At 66.5% G+C, this 17,433-nt stretch carries 18 protein-coding genes; 7 read left to right on the forward strand and 11 right to left on the reverse strand.

The annotated features are described in order from the left end of the window. Positions 1–108: 108 nt before the first annotated feature. The 8 genes from AC5Y4D_RS09175 to AC5Y4D_RS09210 form a co-directional block, all read right to left on the reverse strand. Positions 109–525, reverse strand: a complete 417-nt coding sequence (locus tag AC5Y4D_RS09175; protein ID WP_499943596.1) for a ketosteroid isomerase family protein — start codon at positions 523–525, stop codon at positions 109–111. Between the two features lie 7 nt (positions 526–532). Then, a complete protein-coding gene (locus AC5Y4D_RS09180; RefSeq protein WP_499943595.1) occupies positions 533–1,660 on the reverse strand; it encodes an NDMA-dependent alcohol dehydrogenase in 1,128 nt (375 codons plus the stop codon). Between the two features lie 150 nt (positions 1,661–1,810). After that, complete coding sequence (locus tag AC5Y4D_RS09185; RefSeq protein ID WP_500036987.1) at positions 1,811–2,356, reverse strand: nuclear transport factor 2-like protein; 546 nt, start codon at positions 2,354–2,356, stop codon at positions 1,811–1,813. 2 nt (positions 2,357–2,358) lie between these two features. Continuing rightward, positions 2,359–2,565 (reverse strand): ferredoxin, encoded by a 207-nt coding sequence (locus AC5Y4D_RS09190; protein WP_499943593.1) that lies wholly within the window; start codon positions 2,563–2,565, stop codon positions 2,359–2,361. Between the two features lie 5 nt (positions 2,566–2,570). Further along, positions 2,571–3,929 (reverse strand): lanosterol 14-alpha demethylase, encoded by a 1,359-nt coding sequence (cyp51, locus tag AC5Y4D_RS09195; protein ID WP_500036988.1) that lies wholly within the window; start codon positions 3,927–3,929, stop codon positions 2,571–2,573. Next, positions 3,926–4,750 (reverse strand): SDR family oxidoreductase, encoded by an 825-nt coding sequence (locus AC5Y4D_RS09200; RefSeq protein WP_500036989.1) that lies wholly within the window; start codon positions 4,748–4,750, stop codon positions 3,926–3,928. The genes cyp51 and AC5Y4D_RS09200 overlap by 4 nt, the downstream gene beginning before the upstream one ends. Before the next feature lie 10 nt (positions 4,751–4,760). Continuing rightward, the gene (locus tag AC5Y4D_RS09205; RefSeq protein ID WP_500036990.1) at positions 4,761–5,978 is read right to left on the reverse strand and encodes a cytochrome P450; all 1,218 of its coding nucleotides are present in this window, start codon (positions 5,976–5,978) and stop codon (positions 4,761–4,763) included. Next, positions 5,975–6,601, reverse strand: a complete 627-nt coding sequence (locus tag AC5Y4D_RS09210) for a TetR/AcrR family transcriptional regulator (protein ID WP_499943589.1) — start codon at positions 6,599–6,601, stop codon at positions 5,975–5,977. The genes AC5Y4D_RS09205 and AC5Y4D_RS09210 overlap by 4 nt, the downstream gene beginning before the upstream one ends. Before the next feature lie 191 nt (positions 6,602–6,792). On the opposite strand from AC5Y4D_RS09210, the gene AC5Y4D_RS09215 reads away from it, so the two are divergent. The 5 genes from AC5Y4D_RS09215 to purD all read left to right on the forward strand — a co-directional run bounded on the left by AC5Y4D_RS09215 (position 6,793) and on the right by purD (position 11,700). Beyond that, positions 6,793–8,262: an aldehyde dehydrogenase gene (locus AC5Y4D_RS09215; protein ID WP_500036991.1), complete on the forward strand. Its 1,470-nt coding sequence runs from the start codon at positions 6,793–6,795 to the stop codon at positions 8,260–8,262. Positions 8,263–8,273: 11 nt separating this feature from the next. Continuing rightward, positions 8,274–9,026, forward strand: a complete 753-nt coding sequence (locus AC5Y4D_RS09220) for an SDR family oxidoreductase (RefSeq protein WP_499943587.1) — start codon at positions 8,274–8,276, stop codon at positions 9,024–9,026. Further along, positions 9,023–9,877: an NAD(P)-dependent oxidoreductase gene (locus AC5Y4D_RS09225; RefSeq protein ID WP_500036992.1), complete on the forward strand. Its 855-nt coding sequence runs from the start codon at positions 9,023–9,025 to the stop codon at positions 9,875–9,877. Before AC5Y4D_RS09220 ends, AC5Y4D_RS09225 begins: the two co-directional genes overlap by 4 nt. Next, positions 9,877–10,314 (forward strand): carboxymuconolactone decarboxylase family protein, encoded by a 438-nt coding sequence (locus AC5Y4D_RS09230; RefSeq protein WP_500036993.1) that lies wholly within the window; start codon positions 9,877–9,879, stop codon positions 10,312–10,314. The genes AC5Y4D_RS09225 and AC5Y4D_RS09230 overlap by 1 nt, the downstream gene beginning before the upstream one ends. 117 nt (positions 10,315–10,431) lie before the next feature. Further along, positions 10,432–11,700, forward strand: coding sequence for a phosphoribosylamine--glycine ligase (purD, locus tag AC5Y4D_RS09235; protein WP_500036994.1), 1,269 nt, complete (start codon positions 10,432–10,434; stop codon positions 11,698–11,700). A gap of 5 nt (positions 11,701–11,705) precedes the next feature. Here the strand turns inward: purD and AC5Y4D_RS09240 are convergent, their stop codons facing one another. The 3 genes from AC5Y4D_RS09240 to AC5Y4D_RS09250 form a co-directional block, all read right to left on the reverse strand. Then, complete coding sequence (locus AC5Y4D_RS09240; protein ID WP_500036995.1) at positions 11,706–13,259, reverse strand: serine/threonine-protein kinase; 1,554 nt, start codon at positions 13,257–13,259, stop codon at positions 11,706–11,708. 127 nt (positions 13,260–13,386) lie between these two features. Then, positions 13,387–14,970, reverse strand: a complete 1,584-nt coding sequence (locus AC5Y4D_RS09245) for a gamma-glutamyltransferase family protein (protein WP_500036996.1) — start codon at positions 14,968–14,970, stop codon at positions 13,387–13,389. 106 nt (positions 14,971–15,076) lie between these two features. Next, positions 15,077–15,988 carry an alpha/beta hydrolase-fold protein gene (locus tag AC5Y4D_RS09250; protein ID WP_499943582.1) on the reverse strand — a complete coding sequence of 304 codons (912 nt, stop codon included), beginning with the start codon at positions 15,986–15,988 and terminating at the stop codon, positions 15,077–15,079. A gap of 55 nt (positions 15,989–16,043) precedes the next feature. On the opposite strand from AC5Y4D_RS09250, the gene AC5Y4D_RS09255 reads away from it, so the two are divergent. Both AC5Y4D_RS09255 and AC5Y4D_RS09260 read left to right on the forward strand, forming a co-directional pair. Beyond that, positions 16,044–16,703, forward strand: a complete 660-nt coding sequence (locus AC5Y4D_RS09255) for a TetR/AcrR family transcriptional regulator (protein ID WP_499943581.1) — start codon at positions 16,044–16,046, stop codon at positions 16,701–16,703. Positions 16,704–16,967: 264 nt separating this feature from the next. Then, a complete protein-coding gene (locus tag AC5Y4D_RS09260; RefSeq protein WP_500036997.1) occupies positions 16,968–17,393 on the forward strand; it encodes a DUF2510 domain-containing protein in 426 nt (141 codons plus the stop codon). Positions 17,394–17,433: the final 40 nt, after the last annotated feature.

Consider the following 17,433-nt stretch of genomic DNA (forward strand, 5'->3'; position numbering starts at 1 on the left):
TCCACGGCCGCGCAGACGAAAAAGCCCCCGAAAACCTGCGGTTTTGGGGGCTTTTGCGTCTGCTCGCGCAAGGGACGGGCGCAGGGGACGGGCGCAAGGGGCGGGGCGCTACTCCTGGCCGAACTTCATCATGTCCAGGTTCCAGTACCCGCGCATGTTGGCGATCAGTCCCTCGTCGTTGACGTGGTAGGTGAACACCCCGCGCACCGAACTGGTGACGCCGCCCTCGAACTTGCTGTCCAGCACCAAGATATGGGCGATCTCGTCGGGTGAGCTGGACGGAAACGTCTCCTCGCAGGTGATGGTCAGGTTGTTGGCCGCGATGTTGGTGTCGTAGAAGACACCGACAGCCTCCTTGCCCCGCACCCCGTTGCCGTCGGGGTTGGTCACGGACTTGCCGATCGGGTCCTCGATGACGACGTCGTCGGCCATCAGTGCCAGCCAGCCCTCCCGGTCGTGTGCTTGCACACAGCGCCATGACGACTGTGACGCTGCCAGCGCCGGGGATGGCGCGGTCTGAGTCATCGCGGGCCTACCGGTCGGCGTCGGTGTAGCGGATTACGCCGCGAATGTTCTTGCCCTCCAACATGTCCTGGTAGCCCTCGTTGATCTGCTCCAGGCGGTACTGGGTGGTGACCATGTCGTCCAGGTTCAGCTTGCCGGCCTTGTACATCGCCAGCAGCTGGGGGATGTCGTACTGCGGGTTGCCGCCGCCGAAGATGGTGCCCTGCAGGTTCTTCTGCATCAGGGTCAGCATCGCCAGGTTGAGCGTCACGTTGGTGTCGAGCAGGCTGCCGATGGCGGTGGCCACGCAGGTACCACCCTTGGCAGTGATGTTGAGGTAGTTGTCGATGTCGGCGCCGTGCAGCTCGCCGACCGTCACGATCACCTTGTGCGCCATCAGGCCGTAGGTCACCTCGGCGATGCCCATCAGCGCGGCGTTGATGTCGGGGTAGACGTGGGTGGCGCCGAACTTCAGTGCCTGGTCACGCTTCCACTCCACCGGGTCGATCGCGAAGATGTAGCGGGCCCCCGCGGCCACCGCACCCTGCAGCGCGGCCATGCCGACCCCGCCCACACCCACGATCGCGGCGTCCTGGCCCGGCCGGATGTCGGCGGTGCGCACCGCCGACCCGTAGCCGGTGGTGACGCCGCAACCGACCAGCGCAGCCACCTCGAACGGCACCGACGGGTCGATCTTCACCACCGAGCTGCGGTGCACGACCATGTAGGGCGAGAACGTCCCCAGCAACGTCATCGGGAAGACGTTCTGTCCGCGGGCCTGGATGCGGAAGGTGCCGTCGGAAACCGCCGCCCCGCCGAGCAGGCCGGCGCCCAGGTCGCACAGGTTGCGCATGCCGGCCTGGCAGGTCGGACACTGTCCGCAGGACGGGATGAACGAGAGCACCACGTGGTCACCCGGCGCAAGGTCCTCGACTCCGGGGCCGACTTCCGTGACGATCCCGGCGCCTTCGTGCCCGCCCAGCACCGGGAATCCGGCCATCGGGATGCCACCGGTCACCAGGTGATGGTCGGAATGGCACATCCCGGCCGCTTCCATCTGGATCTTGACTTCGTCCTTGACGGGGTCGCCGATCTCGATTTCCTCGATGGACCAGGGCTGGTTGAACTCCCAGATCAGTGCGCCTTTTGTCTTCACGATGAATTCGACCCCATTTCGCCGTTGAATTGAGAGTGCCCGGCACCTATCTTGCCTGGCACGGTGGTGACGAGTGCCACAGGGCACTTCTGACCGCCAGCATAGCCCCCATAACAAATCAAATGCTTGGTTGGGTGCCCAGCACGGAGCTCACCAGATCGGGACGGGTGTCTGACCCAGCGGGTAGTACCCGGGCAGCTTCTCACCGGCCAGGCTGCGCTCGATGCGCTTCTGCATGCCCGGGGACAACTTGCCGGCTTTCATCAGGTCCAGGTACAGGGCCTGCACATGGCCGAAGTCGAAGAAGTCGCGCTGCCATTCGATCTTGGCGTCGGCGTTGAGCCGGAACCAGCTGCCGCCGATGCCGTAGATCTCGGACTGGCCGCCGTCGGAGTCGAGGGCGACCTGTTTCCAGAAACCGACGATCTCGCCCTGCTTGTCGTCGATCAGCACCTTCTGGTACGGGTACTGCCAGTTCTCCAGGCCCTCCATCTCCAGCCCGAGTGCGATGTCGCGGATCTCGTCGATGCCGACGCACATCACGTCCTCTTTGGGCCCGATGTTCCAGCCGTAGGTGGCGTCCTCGGCGTAGAAGTCGGCCAAGCCCTTCCAGTCGCCTTCACGCTCGGCCACCCGGTTGGCTTCCAGCCACCGCTCAACCCAGTCGTCCAATAACTCTCGGGGGTGCGACGCCATTGTCAACCTTTCTCTTTGATGAATATCGCTTGGGTAGGGCACATTTCGACGGCGCGCTCGACTTCGTCGCGGGCGTCGTCGGACGGTTCGGCGTCGAGGATCTCGACCTTGCCGCGTTTGGGCACCCTGAAGTAGTCGGGCGCCTCCAGTTCGCACATGGCATGGCCCTGGCACAGATCCAGATCGACTTCGATCCTGAACGAGCCCATGCGCGTCAGGCCCGCGTGCGCTTGCGGTAGCGGACCTTGGCCGGCCGGGCCAGCTGAACCACCATCTTGGAATGGTCGTTGCGGTAGCTGTCGGCGGGCTGAGCCATCTCGAAGTCGTACTCGCGCAACAGAACCGAGAAGATCGCCTTGATCTGCATCTGGGCGAACGCGGCGCCGACGCAGCGGTGCCGGCCGGCGCCGAACGGAATCCAGGTCCACCGGTTGGCCATGTCGGCCTGCTCGGGTTTGTTGTAGCGCTCCGGCCGGAACGCATCGGGGTCCGGGAAGTCTTCGGGTATCCGATTGCTGATCGCAGGTGACGCAGCCACGAAGTCGCCCTTGTGGATAGGGAAGCCCTGTACCTCGAACTCGCCCTGGGCGACCCGCATCAGGATGATCAGCGGCGGGTGCAGCCGCAGTGTCTCCTTGACGACGTTGTCCAGCTTCGGGATCGAGCGCAGCGCATGGAAACTCACCTCTTGGCCGTCGGCGTAGAGCTCGTCGAGCTCGGCTTGCACCTCCGCGTAGGCGTCAGCGTGCCGGATCAGTTCGATCAGTGTCCACGCCGACGTCCCGGAACTGGTGTGGTGCCCGGCGAACATCAGCGAGATGAACATGCCGGTGACTTCGTCGGCGGAGAACCGCGGGTTACCCTCCTCATCCTTGATGGACACCAGCACGTCGAGCATGTCGCGGTCGCTCTTGTCCTTGGGCGGGTTGGCCAGCCGGTTGTCCATGATCTCCTGAACCAGCGCAACGAGTTTCACGCGCGACTCGTCACGCAGCCGGAAGCTCTCGATGTCCAGGTAGGGGTCGACGTAACACAACGGGTCGGTGCCACGCTCGAGGTCGTGGTAATACTGCGCGAATCGGTGGTCGAGCTGGTTGCGGAACTTCTCGCCGATCAGGCACGCCGTGGAGGTGTAGATGGTCAATTCGGCGAAGAAATCGAGCAATTCGATCTCACCCTCGTCACCCCAGTCAGCGATCATCCCGTTGACCTGGCGCTCGATGGTGGCGGCGTGGCCCTTCATCTGCTCACCGCGAAGTGCGGAATTGTGCAGCATCTCCTTGCGCCGCTCCGGGCTGGCGTCGAACACCACACCCTTGCCGAAGATCGGCGTCATGAACGGGTAGGCCTCGGCCTGGTCCAAATCCTCGTCGGCAGAACGGAAGAAGAACTCGTTGGCCTCCGCGCCGGACAGGAAGATGACGTGTTTGTCGACCAGCTGGAACCATCCGACGTCGCCGCACTCCTCGCGGATGCGCTTCATCAGGCCGATCGGATCGGTCCGGAACTCCTCGAGATGGCCGTGCTCTTCTTCACCGCCGGAAACCCGGGGCACCACTGCGGTTGAGGTCATTTCGGCATCCCTTCTTCGCCGAGCGCGAGCTTCTGGCGTTCTGTGGTGGCGGTCAACGGAGCTTCGGGCTGGAGCTCCATGTTCGCGACGAAGCCGCCGCGGGGTGTCTCGGCGACGAACGTGATGGCGCGCGCCAGATCGGAGGCGCGCAGGAAGTAGTCATGCCGGGCCTGGCCCCACTTGGCCCAATCCTCCAGCGCGGGACCGATTTTCTCGGCCGGCAGGCTCCAGCCCATCGACGTCTTCGTCGGACCGGGGTGCACGATCGAGGCCCGCACCCCGGTGCCCTCGAGCTCCATCTGGAAGTTGGTGACCATCGCGACCAGCGCCGCCTTGGCCGCGCCGTAGGCACCCATATGCGGTCGCTGGCGCAGCGCGACGTCGGAACCGACGAAGATCAGATCGCCGCGCTGGCGGTCGAGCATGCCGGGTAACACGGCGGCGGCCAATCGGTTTGCGCCGACCAGATGGATCTGCAGCTGAGACTCGAACTCGTCGGTGGTGATCTCGGCGAGTTTGCCGAAATAGGTGTCGCCGGCACCGGCTACCAGCACCTCGATGTCGCCGAGGGCATCGACCGACTGTGCGACAAAGGATTTCACCGAGTTCGGGTCGGTGACGTCCAGGTGGAATCCGACCGCCTCACCGCCGTCGGCGTTGATCTTGCCGACGATGTCGTCGAGCTTCTCGACGCGACGCGCCCCCAGAGCGACGGGAAAGCCATGCGCGGCCAATTCGATGGCGGTGGCTTCCCCGATGCCGGAGGAGGCTCCGGCCACGATGGCCGGCCGGCGTTCGGGTAGCGGAGCGAAGCGGGGCATCTGAGGTCCTTCAGTGAGTTTGAAGAGTCATCGGTAGGTGGGCGAACCCGCGGACATTGCTGGAGTGGACGCGGACAGCGTTGGCTTCGTCCACTTCGTACCCGCGGATTCGCTTGAACAGCTCGGTGAGTGCCACCCGGGCTTCCATCCGGGCCAGGTGCGCGCCCAGGCAGAAGTGGGCGCCGCTGCCGAAACTCAGTAGCTTGGAGCCGATCTCGCGACCGATCACGTAGTCGTCGGGGTTGTCGAACACCCGCTCGTCGCGGTGCGCCGAGCCGGGCAGCAACAGCAGCACATCGTTCTCCGGGACGGTGGTGCCGTAGAGCTCCAACGGTCCGGAGACCACGCGCGCCAGGATCTGGCTGGAGGTGTCGTAGCGCAGGGTTTCCTCGACCCACAACGGGATGCGGGACAGATCGGCATACACCGGGGTCAGCTGGTCGGGGCATTTGTGCCCCCAGAATGCCGCGTTGGCAAGGAGTTTGGTGGTGGTCTCGTTGCCGGCGATCACCATCAGGAACATGAAGCCGAGGACTTCTTCGTCGGTGAGCCGGTCGCCGTCGATCTCGGCTTCCAGCAGTGCCGAGGTGAGATCGTCGGTCAGCTTCTTGCGACGCTCGGCGATCATCTCCTGGTAGTAGACGATCAGGTTGATCGAGGCCTCGATCGCAGACGCCGGAACGTCGTTCACGCCGTCCTCGCGGTGCATGACGCCGTCTGCCATGGCCCGGATGCGGTCCCGGTCGGGCTCCGGTACTCCCATCAGCTCCGAGATGACGTCCATCGGCAGTTTGCCCGCGAACTCGGCGACGTAGTCGACGGTGCCGGATCCGGCCTTCTCCAGCATGACGTCGAGATGCTGCACGGCCAGTTCGGTGACGCGGGGCTCGAGCTCGCGAATCCGGCGCGGGGTGAAGCCTTTCGACACCAAGGTCCGCAGCCGCAGGTGTGCGGGGTCGTCCATCGCCAGGAACGACATCGTCTTGGACGCGTGCGGTCCGCGGGAGATGGGATCCAGCGCGACGCCGTCGCGATTGGACAGCGTGGTGCTGTTGCGGAAACCCTGGTGCACGTCGCTGTGCCGCGACAGAGCCCAGAAGCCGAGTTCTTCGTTGTGGTAGAGCGGCGCGTGGTCGCGCAACCGCTGGTAATACGGGTACGGGTCCTCGTGGAAGTCGTAATCGTAAGGATCCAGCACCAACTCGGAATCACCGACCTGGGTTGTCATGTTGCACCGCCTTTTTCGGCTCCGGCGAGAATGAGGTTCACGACGCCGGCCAGTCGGTCGGCGATCTCGTGGTAGGTGAATTCGCCGCTGCCGGCCTGCACCAGCGCGCCGAAGAACGCCATCTGCAGCGCGGCCACGGTGCCGGCTTCGGCGCCCGGCCCGATGGCCGATGCGATACGGCGGTGGATCTCCGCGCCGATCCGGTCGCGGGCGGCGCGTACCGCGGGATCGGTGCCGCCGCTGAGCAAGGCGGCCGTGCACGCGGCTCCCACCTCGGGTTCATCGGCGACCACCAGCGCCAGATGGCGCAACGCCTGATCCACCCGCGCGCGCATCGGGTCGTTGACGTCGGTGAAGTAGGGGACCTTGCGCACCAGATCCAGGTAAACCTCGGCGATCAGGTGGTTTTTCGACGAGAAGTAGGTGTAGGCGGTGGCCGGCGCCACCTTGGCCCGGGCGGCCACCATACGCACCGTCAGGTCGGCGTAGGAGTTCTCCCGCATCGTGGCCATGCCGGCGGCCAGCACCTTGCGGAACGTCTCTTCCTGACGGCGGTTCCGCGGCATTCTCCCGGCCGGGTGCTGGGCCTGGGCTGCGTCCGAAACCAGTGCATCGCTGGACACATGTCCAAACTAGAGGATGATCGCGACCCTAAGCAAGCCCCGTGGCCAAACCCGCATGTCAGGCCGACGCGTTCGCGTACTGCGAGCTGACCTGCGGGATCGGGTCTTGCACCGCCGCGGACCGTGGGGCTATGGTGCGATGCGAAGATATCGGACAGCTGTCCATTGAAGATGATTCTCGGGAGTGGCAGATGGCCCTGTTGGCCGACGGCGTTAGCGCACTGTTCATCGACGGCAAGTTATCGGAGGGCGGCGCGGGCACCTTCCCGACCGTCAACCCGGCCACCGAGGAGGTGTTGGGTCTCGCCGCCGACGCCGACGCTCAGGACATGGGTCGTGCGATCGAAGCCGCGCGCCGGGCTTTCGATGACACCGACTGGTCGCGCAACACCGAGTTGCGGGTGCGTTGCGTTCGCCAGCTGCGGGAAGCCATGCAGCAGCACATCGAAGAGCTGCGCGAGATCACGATCTCCGAAGTCGGCGCGCCGCGCATGCTGACCTCGATGGCCCAGCTCGAGGGGCCGGTTAACGACCTGGCGTTCGCCGCGGACACCGCCGAGTCCTACGAGTGGAACCAGGACCTCGGTCAGGCGGCGCCGATGGGCATCCCCACCAAGCGCACCGTCGCCCGGGAGGCGGTCGGCGTCGTCGGCGCCATCACGCCGTGGAACTTTCCGCACCAGATCAACCTCGCGAAACTAGGTCCCGCCCTGGCCGCGGGCAACACCGTCGTCCTCAAGCCCGCGCCCGATACACCGTGGTGCGCAGCGGTTTTGGGGGAGCTGATCGCCGAACACACCGATTTTCCGCCCGGCGTGGTGAACATCGTCACCTCCAGCGACCACAGTGTGGGGGCGTTGTTGGCCAAAGACCCACGGGTGGACATGATTTCGTTCACTGGTTCCACCGCCACCGGCCGCAGCGTGATGAGCGACGGTGCCGTCACCATCAAGAAGGTCTTCCTGGAGCTGGGTGGCAAGTCGGCTTTCGTAGTGCTCGACGACGCCGACCTGGGGGCGGCCGCCGGGGTTGCCGGCTTCTCGGTGTGCATGCATGCCGGGCAGGGTTGTGCGATCACCACCCGACTGGTGGTGCCCCGGGCCCGTTACGACGAGGCGGTCGCCATCGCGGCGGCAACGATGGGCGGCATCCGGGCCGGTGATCCCACCAACCCGAAAACGATTTGCGGACCGCTGATTTCGGCCCGGCAGCGGGACCGGGTGCAGGGTTACCTGGATTCGGCGGTCGCCGAGGGCGGCACGTTCGCGTGCGGTGGCGGCCGGCCCGAAGGCCGGGACGTCGGCTTCTTCATCTCACCGACCGTGATCGCGGGTCTGGGCAATGATGCCCGTGTGTCGCGCGAGGAGATCTTCGGGCCGGTGCTCACCGTGATCGCCCACGACGGCGACGACGACGCGGTGCGCATCGCCAACGACTCGCCCTACGGGTTGTCCGGCACCGTGTACGGCGCCGACCCGGACCGGGCCGCAGGCGTCGCCGCCCGGATCAGGGCAGGAACCATCAACGTCAACGGCGGTGTCTGGTACTCCGCGGACGCGCCGTTCGGCGGGTACAAGCAGTCCGGCAACGGCCGTGAGATGGGCCTGGCCGGTTTCGAGGAGTACCTGGAAACCAAACTCATTGCGACAGCAGCGAATTAGAGGAGATCTGGGTGGGACAGTTCGACAACAAGGTAGCTATCGTCACGGGGTCCGGTGGCGGCATCGGTCAGGCCTATGCCGAGGCGTTGGCTCGCGAGGGTGCGGCGGTGGTGGTGGCTGACATCAACGCCGACGCGGCCGAGGGAGTGGCCAAGCAGATCGTCGCCGACGGCGGCACCGCCATCAGCGTCCCGGTGGACGTGTCGGACCCGGCGTCGGCCAAGGCGATGGCCGACCGCACGCTGGCCGAGCTGGGTGGCATCGATTACCTGGTGAACAACGCCGCGATCTTCGGCGGCATGAAGATCGACTTCCTGCTCACGGTGGACCCCGAGTACTACCGGAAGTTCATGAGCGTCAACCTCGACGGCGCGCTGTGGTGCACCCGCGCGGTCTACAAGAAGATGGCCAAGCGCGGTGGCGGGGCCATCGTCAACCAGTCGTCGACCGCGGCGTACCTGTACGCGAACTACTACGGTCTGGCCAAGGTCGGCATCAACGGTCTGACTCAACAACTTTCGCGCGAACTGGGCGGGCAGAACATCCGGATCAACGCGATCGCGCCGGGCCCTATCGACACCGAGGCCAGCCGGACTTCCACGCCCAAGGAGATCGTCGACGACATCGTCAAGGGTCTTCCGCTGTCCCGCATAGGCACACCCGAGGACTTGGTGGGGATGTGTCTGTTCCTGCTGAGCGACCAGGCTTCCTGGATCACCGGGCAGATCTTCAACGTCGACGGCGGACAGATTTTCCGGCCATGACCGAACTGAAGCTCGGCTACATCGGCCTGGGAAACATGGGCGCGCCGATGGCCACGAAGATGACCGAATGGCCTGGCGGAGTGACGGTTTACGACATCCGGACCGAGGCGATGACGCCGCTGGCCGAGAAGGGTGCCGGCCTGGCCGACAGCGTCGCCGACGTCGCCGCCGCCGACATCGTCCACATCACCGTGCTCAATGACGCCCAGGTGCGTGAGGTGGTCGGCGAGTTGGCCGGCAAGGCCAAGCCCGGCACGGTGATCGCGATTCACTCGACCATCAGCGACAGCACCGCCGCCGAGTTGGCCGCTGAACTCAAACCCCAAGGCATCCATATCGTCGACGCGCCGGTAAGCGGCGGCGCGGCTGCTGCGGCCAAGGGTGAGCTGGCCACGATGGTGGGCGCCGAACGCGAGGTCTACGAGCGGATCAAGCCGGCGTTCAAACATTGGGCATCGGTGGTCATCCACGCCGGCGAGCCGGGTGCAGGGACGCGAATGAAGTTGGCCCGCAACATGTTGACGTTCACCTCCTATGCGGCGGCGTGCGAGGCCATGAAGCTCGCCGAGGCGGCCGGGCTGGATCTGCAGGCTCTGGGCAGGGTGGTGCGCCACACCGACGCGCTGACCGGCGGACCGGGGGCCATCATGGTGCGCGAAGACATGAACGACCTGGAGCCGGACAATTTCCTGTACCAGCCCTTCCTGCACACCCGGGGCCTCGGCGAGAAAGACCTGAGCTTGGCGCTGGCACTGGGAGACGCGGTGTCGGTGGATCTCCCGTTGGCCCGAATCGCCTACGAACGACTGGCCGCGAGCCTTGGCGTGCCGCACACATCGAAGGAGTCGTGATGGACGAGCTGCGCCGCAAGGGCCTGGACAAGATGAACGAGGTCTACGGCTGGGAGATGCCCAACATCGAGGGCGACGCGTACTTCGACCTCACCGTCGATCACCTCTTCGGCTCCATCTGGACCCGCCCGGGATTGTCGATGCGCGACAAGCGCATCATGACGCTGACGGCGGTGACCGCGGTAGGCAGCCGCGATCTGGCCGAGATCCAGATCAACGCCGCGCTGCTCAACGAGGAGCTGTCCGAGACCGAACTCAAGGAGATGGCGCTGTTCCTCACCCACTATCTCGGGTTCCCGCTGGGTTCGGCGCTCAACGGTGCGGTCGACGCCGTCGTGCGGAAGCGCAGGAAGGCGGCGGCCGAGGGTGGTGAAGAGGACAAGAAGGGCAATGTCGACAGCGCGGTGAAGATGCATCGGGGGGACAAGCGCGATTAGTGCGCAATTGATCGGCCGGTTGCCGAGCAGACACAAAAGCCCCTCATTTCGGCACGAAATGGGGGCTTTTGCGTCTGCTCGCGCAAGGGGCGGGCCTTGCGGCTAGTGTGACGTGTCGTGCGAGTCCTGGTGATCGGTTCCGGTGCCCGTGAACATGCCCTATTGCTGGCGCTGAGTAGAGATCCCGAGGTGACGGGCCTGATCGTCGCGCCCGGTAACGCGGGCACCGCCCGGCTGGCCGAGCAGCACGCCGTCGACATCACCTCCGGTGACGAGGTGATCACGCTGGCCCGCAAGGTAGCCGCCGACCTCGTGGTCATCGGTCCCGAGGTCCCTCTGGTGCTCGGTGTGGCCGACGCGGTACGCGCCGCCGGCATCACCTGCTTCGGCCCTAGCAAAGGTGCCGCCCTGATCGAGGGCTCCAAAGCATTCGCCAAAGATGTGATGGCCGCGGCCGGGGTGCGTACCGCGTCGAGTGAAATAGTCGACAATCCATCGCATTTGGACGGCGCGCTGGACCGATTCGGGCCGCCTTCCGGCGACCCGGCCTGGGTGGTCAAGGACGATTCGTTGGCGGCCGGCAAAGGTGTGGTGGTGACTTCGGACCGCGATACCGCCCGCGCGCACGCAGCCGCCTTGCTCGAGGCCGGGCATCCGGTCTTGTTGGAGTCCTTCCTGGACGGACCCGAGGTGTCGCTGTTCTGCGTGGTGGACGGTGCGACCGTGGTGCCACTGCTTCCCGCGCAGGACTTCAAGCGGGTCGGCGATGGCGACACCGGCCCCAACACCGGCGGCATGGGCGCCTATGCGCCGCTGGGCTGGCTGCCCGACACCGTCTACGGCGAAATCGTCCACCAGATCGTCGAACCCGTTGCGGCGGAGATGGTTCGGCGTGGCAGCCCGTTCAGTGGACTGCTCTATGCCGGTCTGGCGATCACGTCCAACGGTCCCGCGGTCGTCGAATTCAACTGCCGCTTCGGCGATCCGGAGACCCAGGCGGTGCTGGCACTACTGGATTCGCCGCTAGGACAGTTGCTCCACGCCGCCGGCAGCGGAAAGCTGTCCGACTTCGGTGAGCTGCGTTGGCGGGACGGTGCGGCCGTCACGGTGGTGCTGGCCGCGGAGAACTATCCCGGTCGCCCCCGGGTCGGGGACGTCGTCGTCGGCTCGGATGCGGAGGGTGTGCTGCATGCGGGAACGGCACGTCGCGACGACGGTGCGATCGTGTCGTCCGGCGGCCGGGTGCTCTCGGTGGTCGGCACCGGTGCCGACCTGTCACAAGCCCGCGCGCAGGCGTACCAGATCCTCGGTTCGATCAAGTTGCCCGGCAGCCACTTTCGGACGGACATCGGCCAGCGGGCCGCCGAAGGCGCGATCAGCGTCTGAGCGTTCTACTGCTGATATTGCGGGCAGTACACGCTGATTGCCGCGTTTACCCCCGCCGCGGCCTGCGAAGGCGTGATTCCCTCGTTGCCGTTCACGGTCGCGTTCGCGACGTCGTTGGGGCTGGCACCGTTCTGCAGGACCGTGCAGGCGTTACGGCCGGTGGCGACCGCGACCGACGGGTCGGTGACGGTGACACCGGGAATCCCGGACATGAGATTCAGGTAGGCCTGGTCGGGACTGGGCGCCGGTTGCTGCGGGGCAGGGGCTGCCGGTTGCGCGACCGGCGCCGGGGCCTTCGCAGCGGGCGCGGGCGTCGCCAGAGTCGGCGCGGGCGCCCGCGGGGCTGCCTCGGGTGCTCGCGCGGCCGGGGCGGCCGCAGGCGCGGGAGCCGGGGCGGGCGCCGCAGTCGGAATCGGTGCCGCTTGCGGTGCGATCGGTGGCGCATTCTGCACCATCGGTTGCGGCGGCGCCGACATCGCAGATCCCTCCGCCGCCGTGGTCTTGCTGCTGCCGGGGTATCCGCTGGCGCCGACGGCGGTGAGCGCGACAACCGCGGCCGCGGCCGCGAAAGTTCCCCACCGTTTGCGTCGTGGCCGTTGGTCGGCGTCGACGGAGCCGGCGCTCTTGGGCGGCCGGACCGCGAGGGGTCGGGGCATGGTCGTCGCCGAGGCTGCCGGGTGGCGCCCGGAACGGACCGCCTCTTCGAAGGCTTCGGCGAATTCCGTGCAGGTGGCGAATCGGTCGGCAGGGTCTTTGGCAAGGGCCACGGCCAGCACCGGGTCGAACACCCTGAGCATCGGGTGTGTCTCGGCCAGTGGCGGAGGCGGGGCCGACAGGTGGCGCCCGATCACGACGGCCGGGTTGGTGTGCGGGAAGAGCGGTGATCCGGTCAGCAAGTGGTAGACGGTCGCCGCCAGAGCGTATTGATCGGCGCGCCCGTCGATCTCTTCGTCCGTCAGCTGTTCGGGTGCGGCGTAGGGCAGCGTGCCGATCGTCATGTTGGTCGCGGTCAGGCCGCTGGTGTCGCCGAGCGCCCGGGCAATCCCGAAATCGCTCAACAGGATTCGTTGGTCGCCGTCTGCCGGCTCGGCGAGCAGGATGTTCGCCGGGCTGACATCGCGGTGCATCAGGTCGTGCTGCTGATGTGCGTAGTCGAGTGCGGTGGCGATAGCAGTGAGGATCGGCGCCACCTTCTCGGCGGGCATGCCCACCGGGTAGTGCTCGCGGACCAGGGTCGCCGCGTCGGTTCCGTCGACGAAGTCCATCGCCAGCCAGAGTTGACCGTTGAACTCCCCGCGGTCGTTGACCCGCACGATGTTCGGATGCCACAGTGCGGCCGCCAGGTCTGCCTCCCGGACGAAGCGCCGGCGATAGTCCTCGTCAGCCGAGACGCCGCTGCCCAGTACCTTGAGCGCTTCCAGGCGGGGCAGCCGCGGATGCTGAGCGAGATAGACCTCGCCCATCCCGCCGGATCCCAGAAACCGGACAATCGTGTATCCGGCGAACACTTCTTCGACCCTCAACCCGATGCCGGGACTTACCTGAATCAACCCAATCACCGCACCGTTCGTAACCGCCCGGCGCACCCTCCAGCACCAGGCCCACGGATCAGGGTATAGCGCTGTTCACTGTCTGGCTACCTTCTGTTAACCAAAACATACCTAATACTTAAAGTTCGGTTACCAGTCAGAAGGCGACGGCTTGCCCGTCCCGCCGTGGATCGCTCACGGCGAGATAGCCCTCGTCCAGTCGCCAGATCGCCTGGCAGCTGCCGAACGCGTTGTAGTCGTCGACGACCAGCAGCTCGTGTCCGCGCCGGCGCAACTCGTCGAGGGTGGACGGCGCGAACCCTTTCTCGCAGGCGACCTGCAGTCCCTGGATCCACCGGAACCGTGGGCCGTCGCAGGCCGCCTGCGGATTCTGTCCGTAGTCGGCGATGCGGACCATCACCTGGACATGACCTTGCGGCTGCATCGGCCCGCCCATGACCCCGAAGCTCATCACTGGCGACCCGGCTTTGGTCACGAACGCGGGAATGATGGTGTGATAGGGCCGCTTACGCGGACCGACCCGGTTGGGGTGACCCGGTGCCACAGCGAAACCGGAGCCGCGATTCTGCAGTGCGATGCCGGTGCCCGGCACCACTACTCCGGATCCGAAGCCCATGTAGTTGGACTGGATCATCGACACCATCACGCCGGAGGCGTCGGCGGCGGTCAGATATACGGTGCCGCCCCGAGGTGACCCGGCCGACGCCGGCAGGGCGCGAGCCGGATCGATCAGGGCAGCCCGCGCTTCGAGGTATTGGCGGTCCAACAGCTGGTCCGGACTCACCGTCATGTGGTCGATGTCGGCGAGATGAGCCTGCGCGTCGGCGAAGGCGAGCTTGAGCGCTTCGATCTGCAGATGCACGCTGTCGGCGGAATCGACGGCCCACGACGACAGATCGAAGTGCTCGAGAATGCCCAGCGCGATCAGCGCGACGATGCCCTGGCCGTTGGGCGGTATCTCGTGCACCGTGTACCCGCGGTAGTCCCCGTCGATCAAGCCGACCCAATCGGCGCGGTGGGCGGCCAGATCGGTGGCCAGCATCGCGCCGCCGTGCGTGGCCGAATGCGCTTCGAGCCGGTCGGCCAGCTCCCCCCGATAGAAGACTTCGCCCTCGGTCGCGGCGATTTTCTCCAGCGTGGCAGCGTGATCGCGCAACGTGACCACTTCACCCGGCCTGGGCGCTCGTCCATTCGGCATGAAAGCGGCGGTGAATCCGGGTTGGGTTGCGAACACCGGGACCTGAGCCGCCCACTGCGACGCCACCGTCGGTGACACCGGGAAACCGTTGCGGCCATAGGCGATTGCAGGTGCGAAGAGACGCTCGAATGGCAGCTTGCCGAACTCGGCGTGCAACCCGGCCCAGGCCGACACCGCACCGGGCACCGTCACGGTGTTCCAACCCATCGCTGGAACCGGTTGTCCGGCAAAGTATTCCGGTGTCCAAGCCGCCGGCGAGCGGCCCGAGGCGTTGAGGCCGTGCAGTTCTTTACCGTCCCAGACGATGGCGAAGGCGTCCGCTCCTATGCCGTTGGACACCGGTTCGACGACGGTGAGCGTGACGGCGGTTGCGATGGCCGCGTCGACGGCGTTGCCACCGTCGGCGAGCATGCGCAGTCCGGCCTGGGCGGCCAGGGGTTGCGACGTACAGACCACGTTCGCGCCCAATATCGGCATGCGTGGCCAGGCGTAGGGGAAGTCCCAACCGAACGGTGTGCTCACGCCCGGATCGTCGCACGTCCGCGAAAAGACGCAAAAGCTCCCGTTTCCGGCCGGAAACGGGAGCTTTTGCGTCTCCCCGCAAGCGGGAGGTGCCCCCAGCTCGGCACTATGCGGTGAGCAGCGGAGCCAGCCAGGTGAGTTCGGCCGGGAGCTGAGAGCTCCAGAAACCGCCGTTGTGGCCACCCGGGGAGAACCCGCCCGCCGGCGGATTGGGCAGCTGGGCGATGAACTGCTTGGTCGCGCCGTAGAAGGGATCGCTGTCGCCACAGTCGATCCGGATCGGGATCGACCCCAGCGCCGGCATCCCCCAGACCGAGTTGGCCGCGTAGTCCTCCGGCCCGTCGAACGCGCCGGGCGCCGCCGCCCCCGCCGACGTCCACAGCGCCGGGCTCACCGCGCAGATCGCCGCGGTACGGCCCGCGCCGAGGCGCCCGCCCAGCAACAAAGCGCCGTAGCCGCCCATGGACCACCCCAGAAACGCCACCCGCGAGGTGTCCAGACCCTGGCCGTCCAGCAGCGGAAGCAGCTCGCTCAACACCATCGCCCCGGCGTCCTCGCCCGAGGCCCGCTTGTGCCAATAGCCACCGCCGCCGTCGACCGCGACCACCGCGAATGGCGGCAATCCCGCGTTGACGGCCTGGGCCAGACCCTGCTCGACGCCGCCGGCCATCACGGTGGCCGCGTCGTTGCCCTTGCCGTGCAGCGCGATGACGGGACGAAGCGGCTTGGTCTGGCCGGGCGGACGCGCGATGGCCCAATTGGTGGATATCCCGCCGCGCGCGGCCGAGTTGAACGAGCCGGTCACCATCGTCGGCGCCACCTGTCCGGCGGGTGCCGGATCCAGCGGCCGTGTCGGAGCCAATGGAACGTTTGTGCCAGTTCGGGGCATAGGGGCGGCGTCGGACGTGCGTGCCGCAAACAGCACGTCGAGCGCATATGCGCCGACTGCACCGCATGCCGCGCTGGCGCCGAGGCCCAGTACGGTGCGGCGACTGATGTCAGGCATGCGGGCCATCATGCCATGTCCGTTTGGCGAAAATGGCAATGCTGTACCACTTTGACTGGCAGCATGGGTGGGCGTGACAGCAGCAGTTACTCCAAAAGGAGAACGTAGGCGGTACGCGCTGGTGAGCGCTGCCGCCGAGCTGCTCGGCGAGGGCGGGTTCGAAGCGGTGCGGCACCGGGCAGTTGCCCGCCGGGCCGGTCTGCCCTTGGCGTCTACCACGTATTACTTCTCGTCACTCGACGATTTGATCGCCCGCGCGGTCGAACACATCGGGATGATCGAGGTGGCGCAACTGCGGGCCAGGGTCAACGGCCTGTCGCGGCGGCGTCGGGGGCCTGAGACCACCGCCGAGGTGCTGGTCGATCTGCTTGTGGGGGACGTGTCCGGACCAGGACTCGCCGAGCAACTGATATCCCGATATGAACGGCACATCGCCTGTACCCGGCTGCCCGCTTTGCGGGAGAGCATGCGCCGCAGCCTGCGGCAACGGGCGGAGGCGGTCGCCGAGGCCATCGAAAGATCAGGCCGGTCGGTTCAGATCGAACTCGTGTGCACGCTGATCTGCGCGGTCGACGGCTCGGTGGTGTCTGCGCTGGTCGAGGGCCGTGACCCGAGGGCGGCGGCGTTGGCGACGGTGATCGATCTGATTGATGTGCTCGCACCGGTCGATCAACCACAGATACGGATCATCAGCGCGCCCGCGGCCACTGACGGCGTGACGATGTAGCTTCGGGTCGCCGCGGCGCCGGAGGTGACGTCGGCGCTCGGCGCACATCAGCGGTCGGGTTGCGTCCGCCCGGGCGAGGCCGGCCCCGGCGAAACGCGTACCTACGGCGAATCGGGACCGCCAGGCATGGTTTGCAGGTCGCACGGGTATCCGCCCAAAAGGACTTGGCAAACCGCCCCGGCGCAAGGACGAGCATTGAGCTGCCCGAACGGACACACCAATCCGCCGGGTCAGCGGTTTTGCGGACGCTGCGGAGCGATGCTCGTGTCCGATGCGTCAGCCCTGACCCGTCCGATGAATCCGTTCGTCCCACCCCCACCATCGTCGCGACCGAGCCCGCCCTACGGCGGGCCGTCGCAGCAGCACGCACCGTGGCACGGTCCGCCGGGGTGGTTTCCCGATCCGGGTGGAACGAAATGGCAGCGGTATTGGGACGGTCAGCGTTGGACTGCCTACGCGCCTCCTGCGGGCGATCCGATACAACAGTTCTGGCGGAGGCTGAGTAGCAACACGAAAGTTGTCCTGGGCCTGGCCGTGGCCGCGGTGATGTTGATCTTCATCGTCGTGGTCGTACAGGCGGAGCCGTGGCACAGCCAGCGGTACAAAGACTGTAGAGCAGCGGCCGAGGCGCACGGCTACAGAGGCGCGGAACGGGACGCGTTCATCGACTTCTGCGTCGACACCGGCTGAGAGCGACGTGCGGCGACCCGAGCGAACGTACGGAGTCGCG

This window comes from Mycobacterium sp. NGS67, from assembly GCF_059812185.1.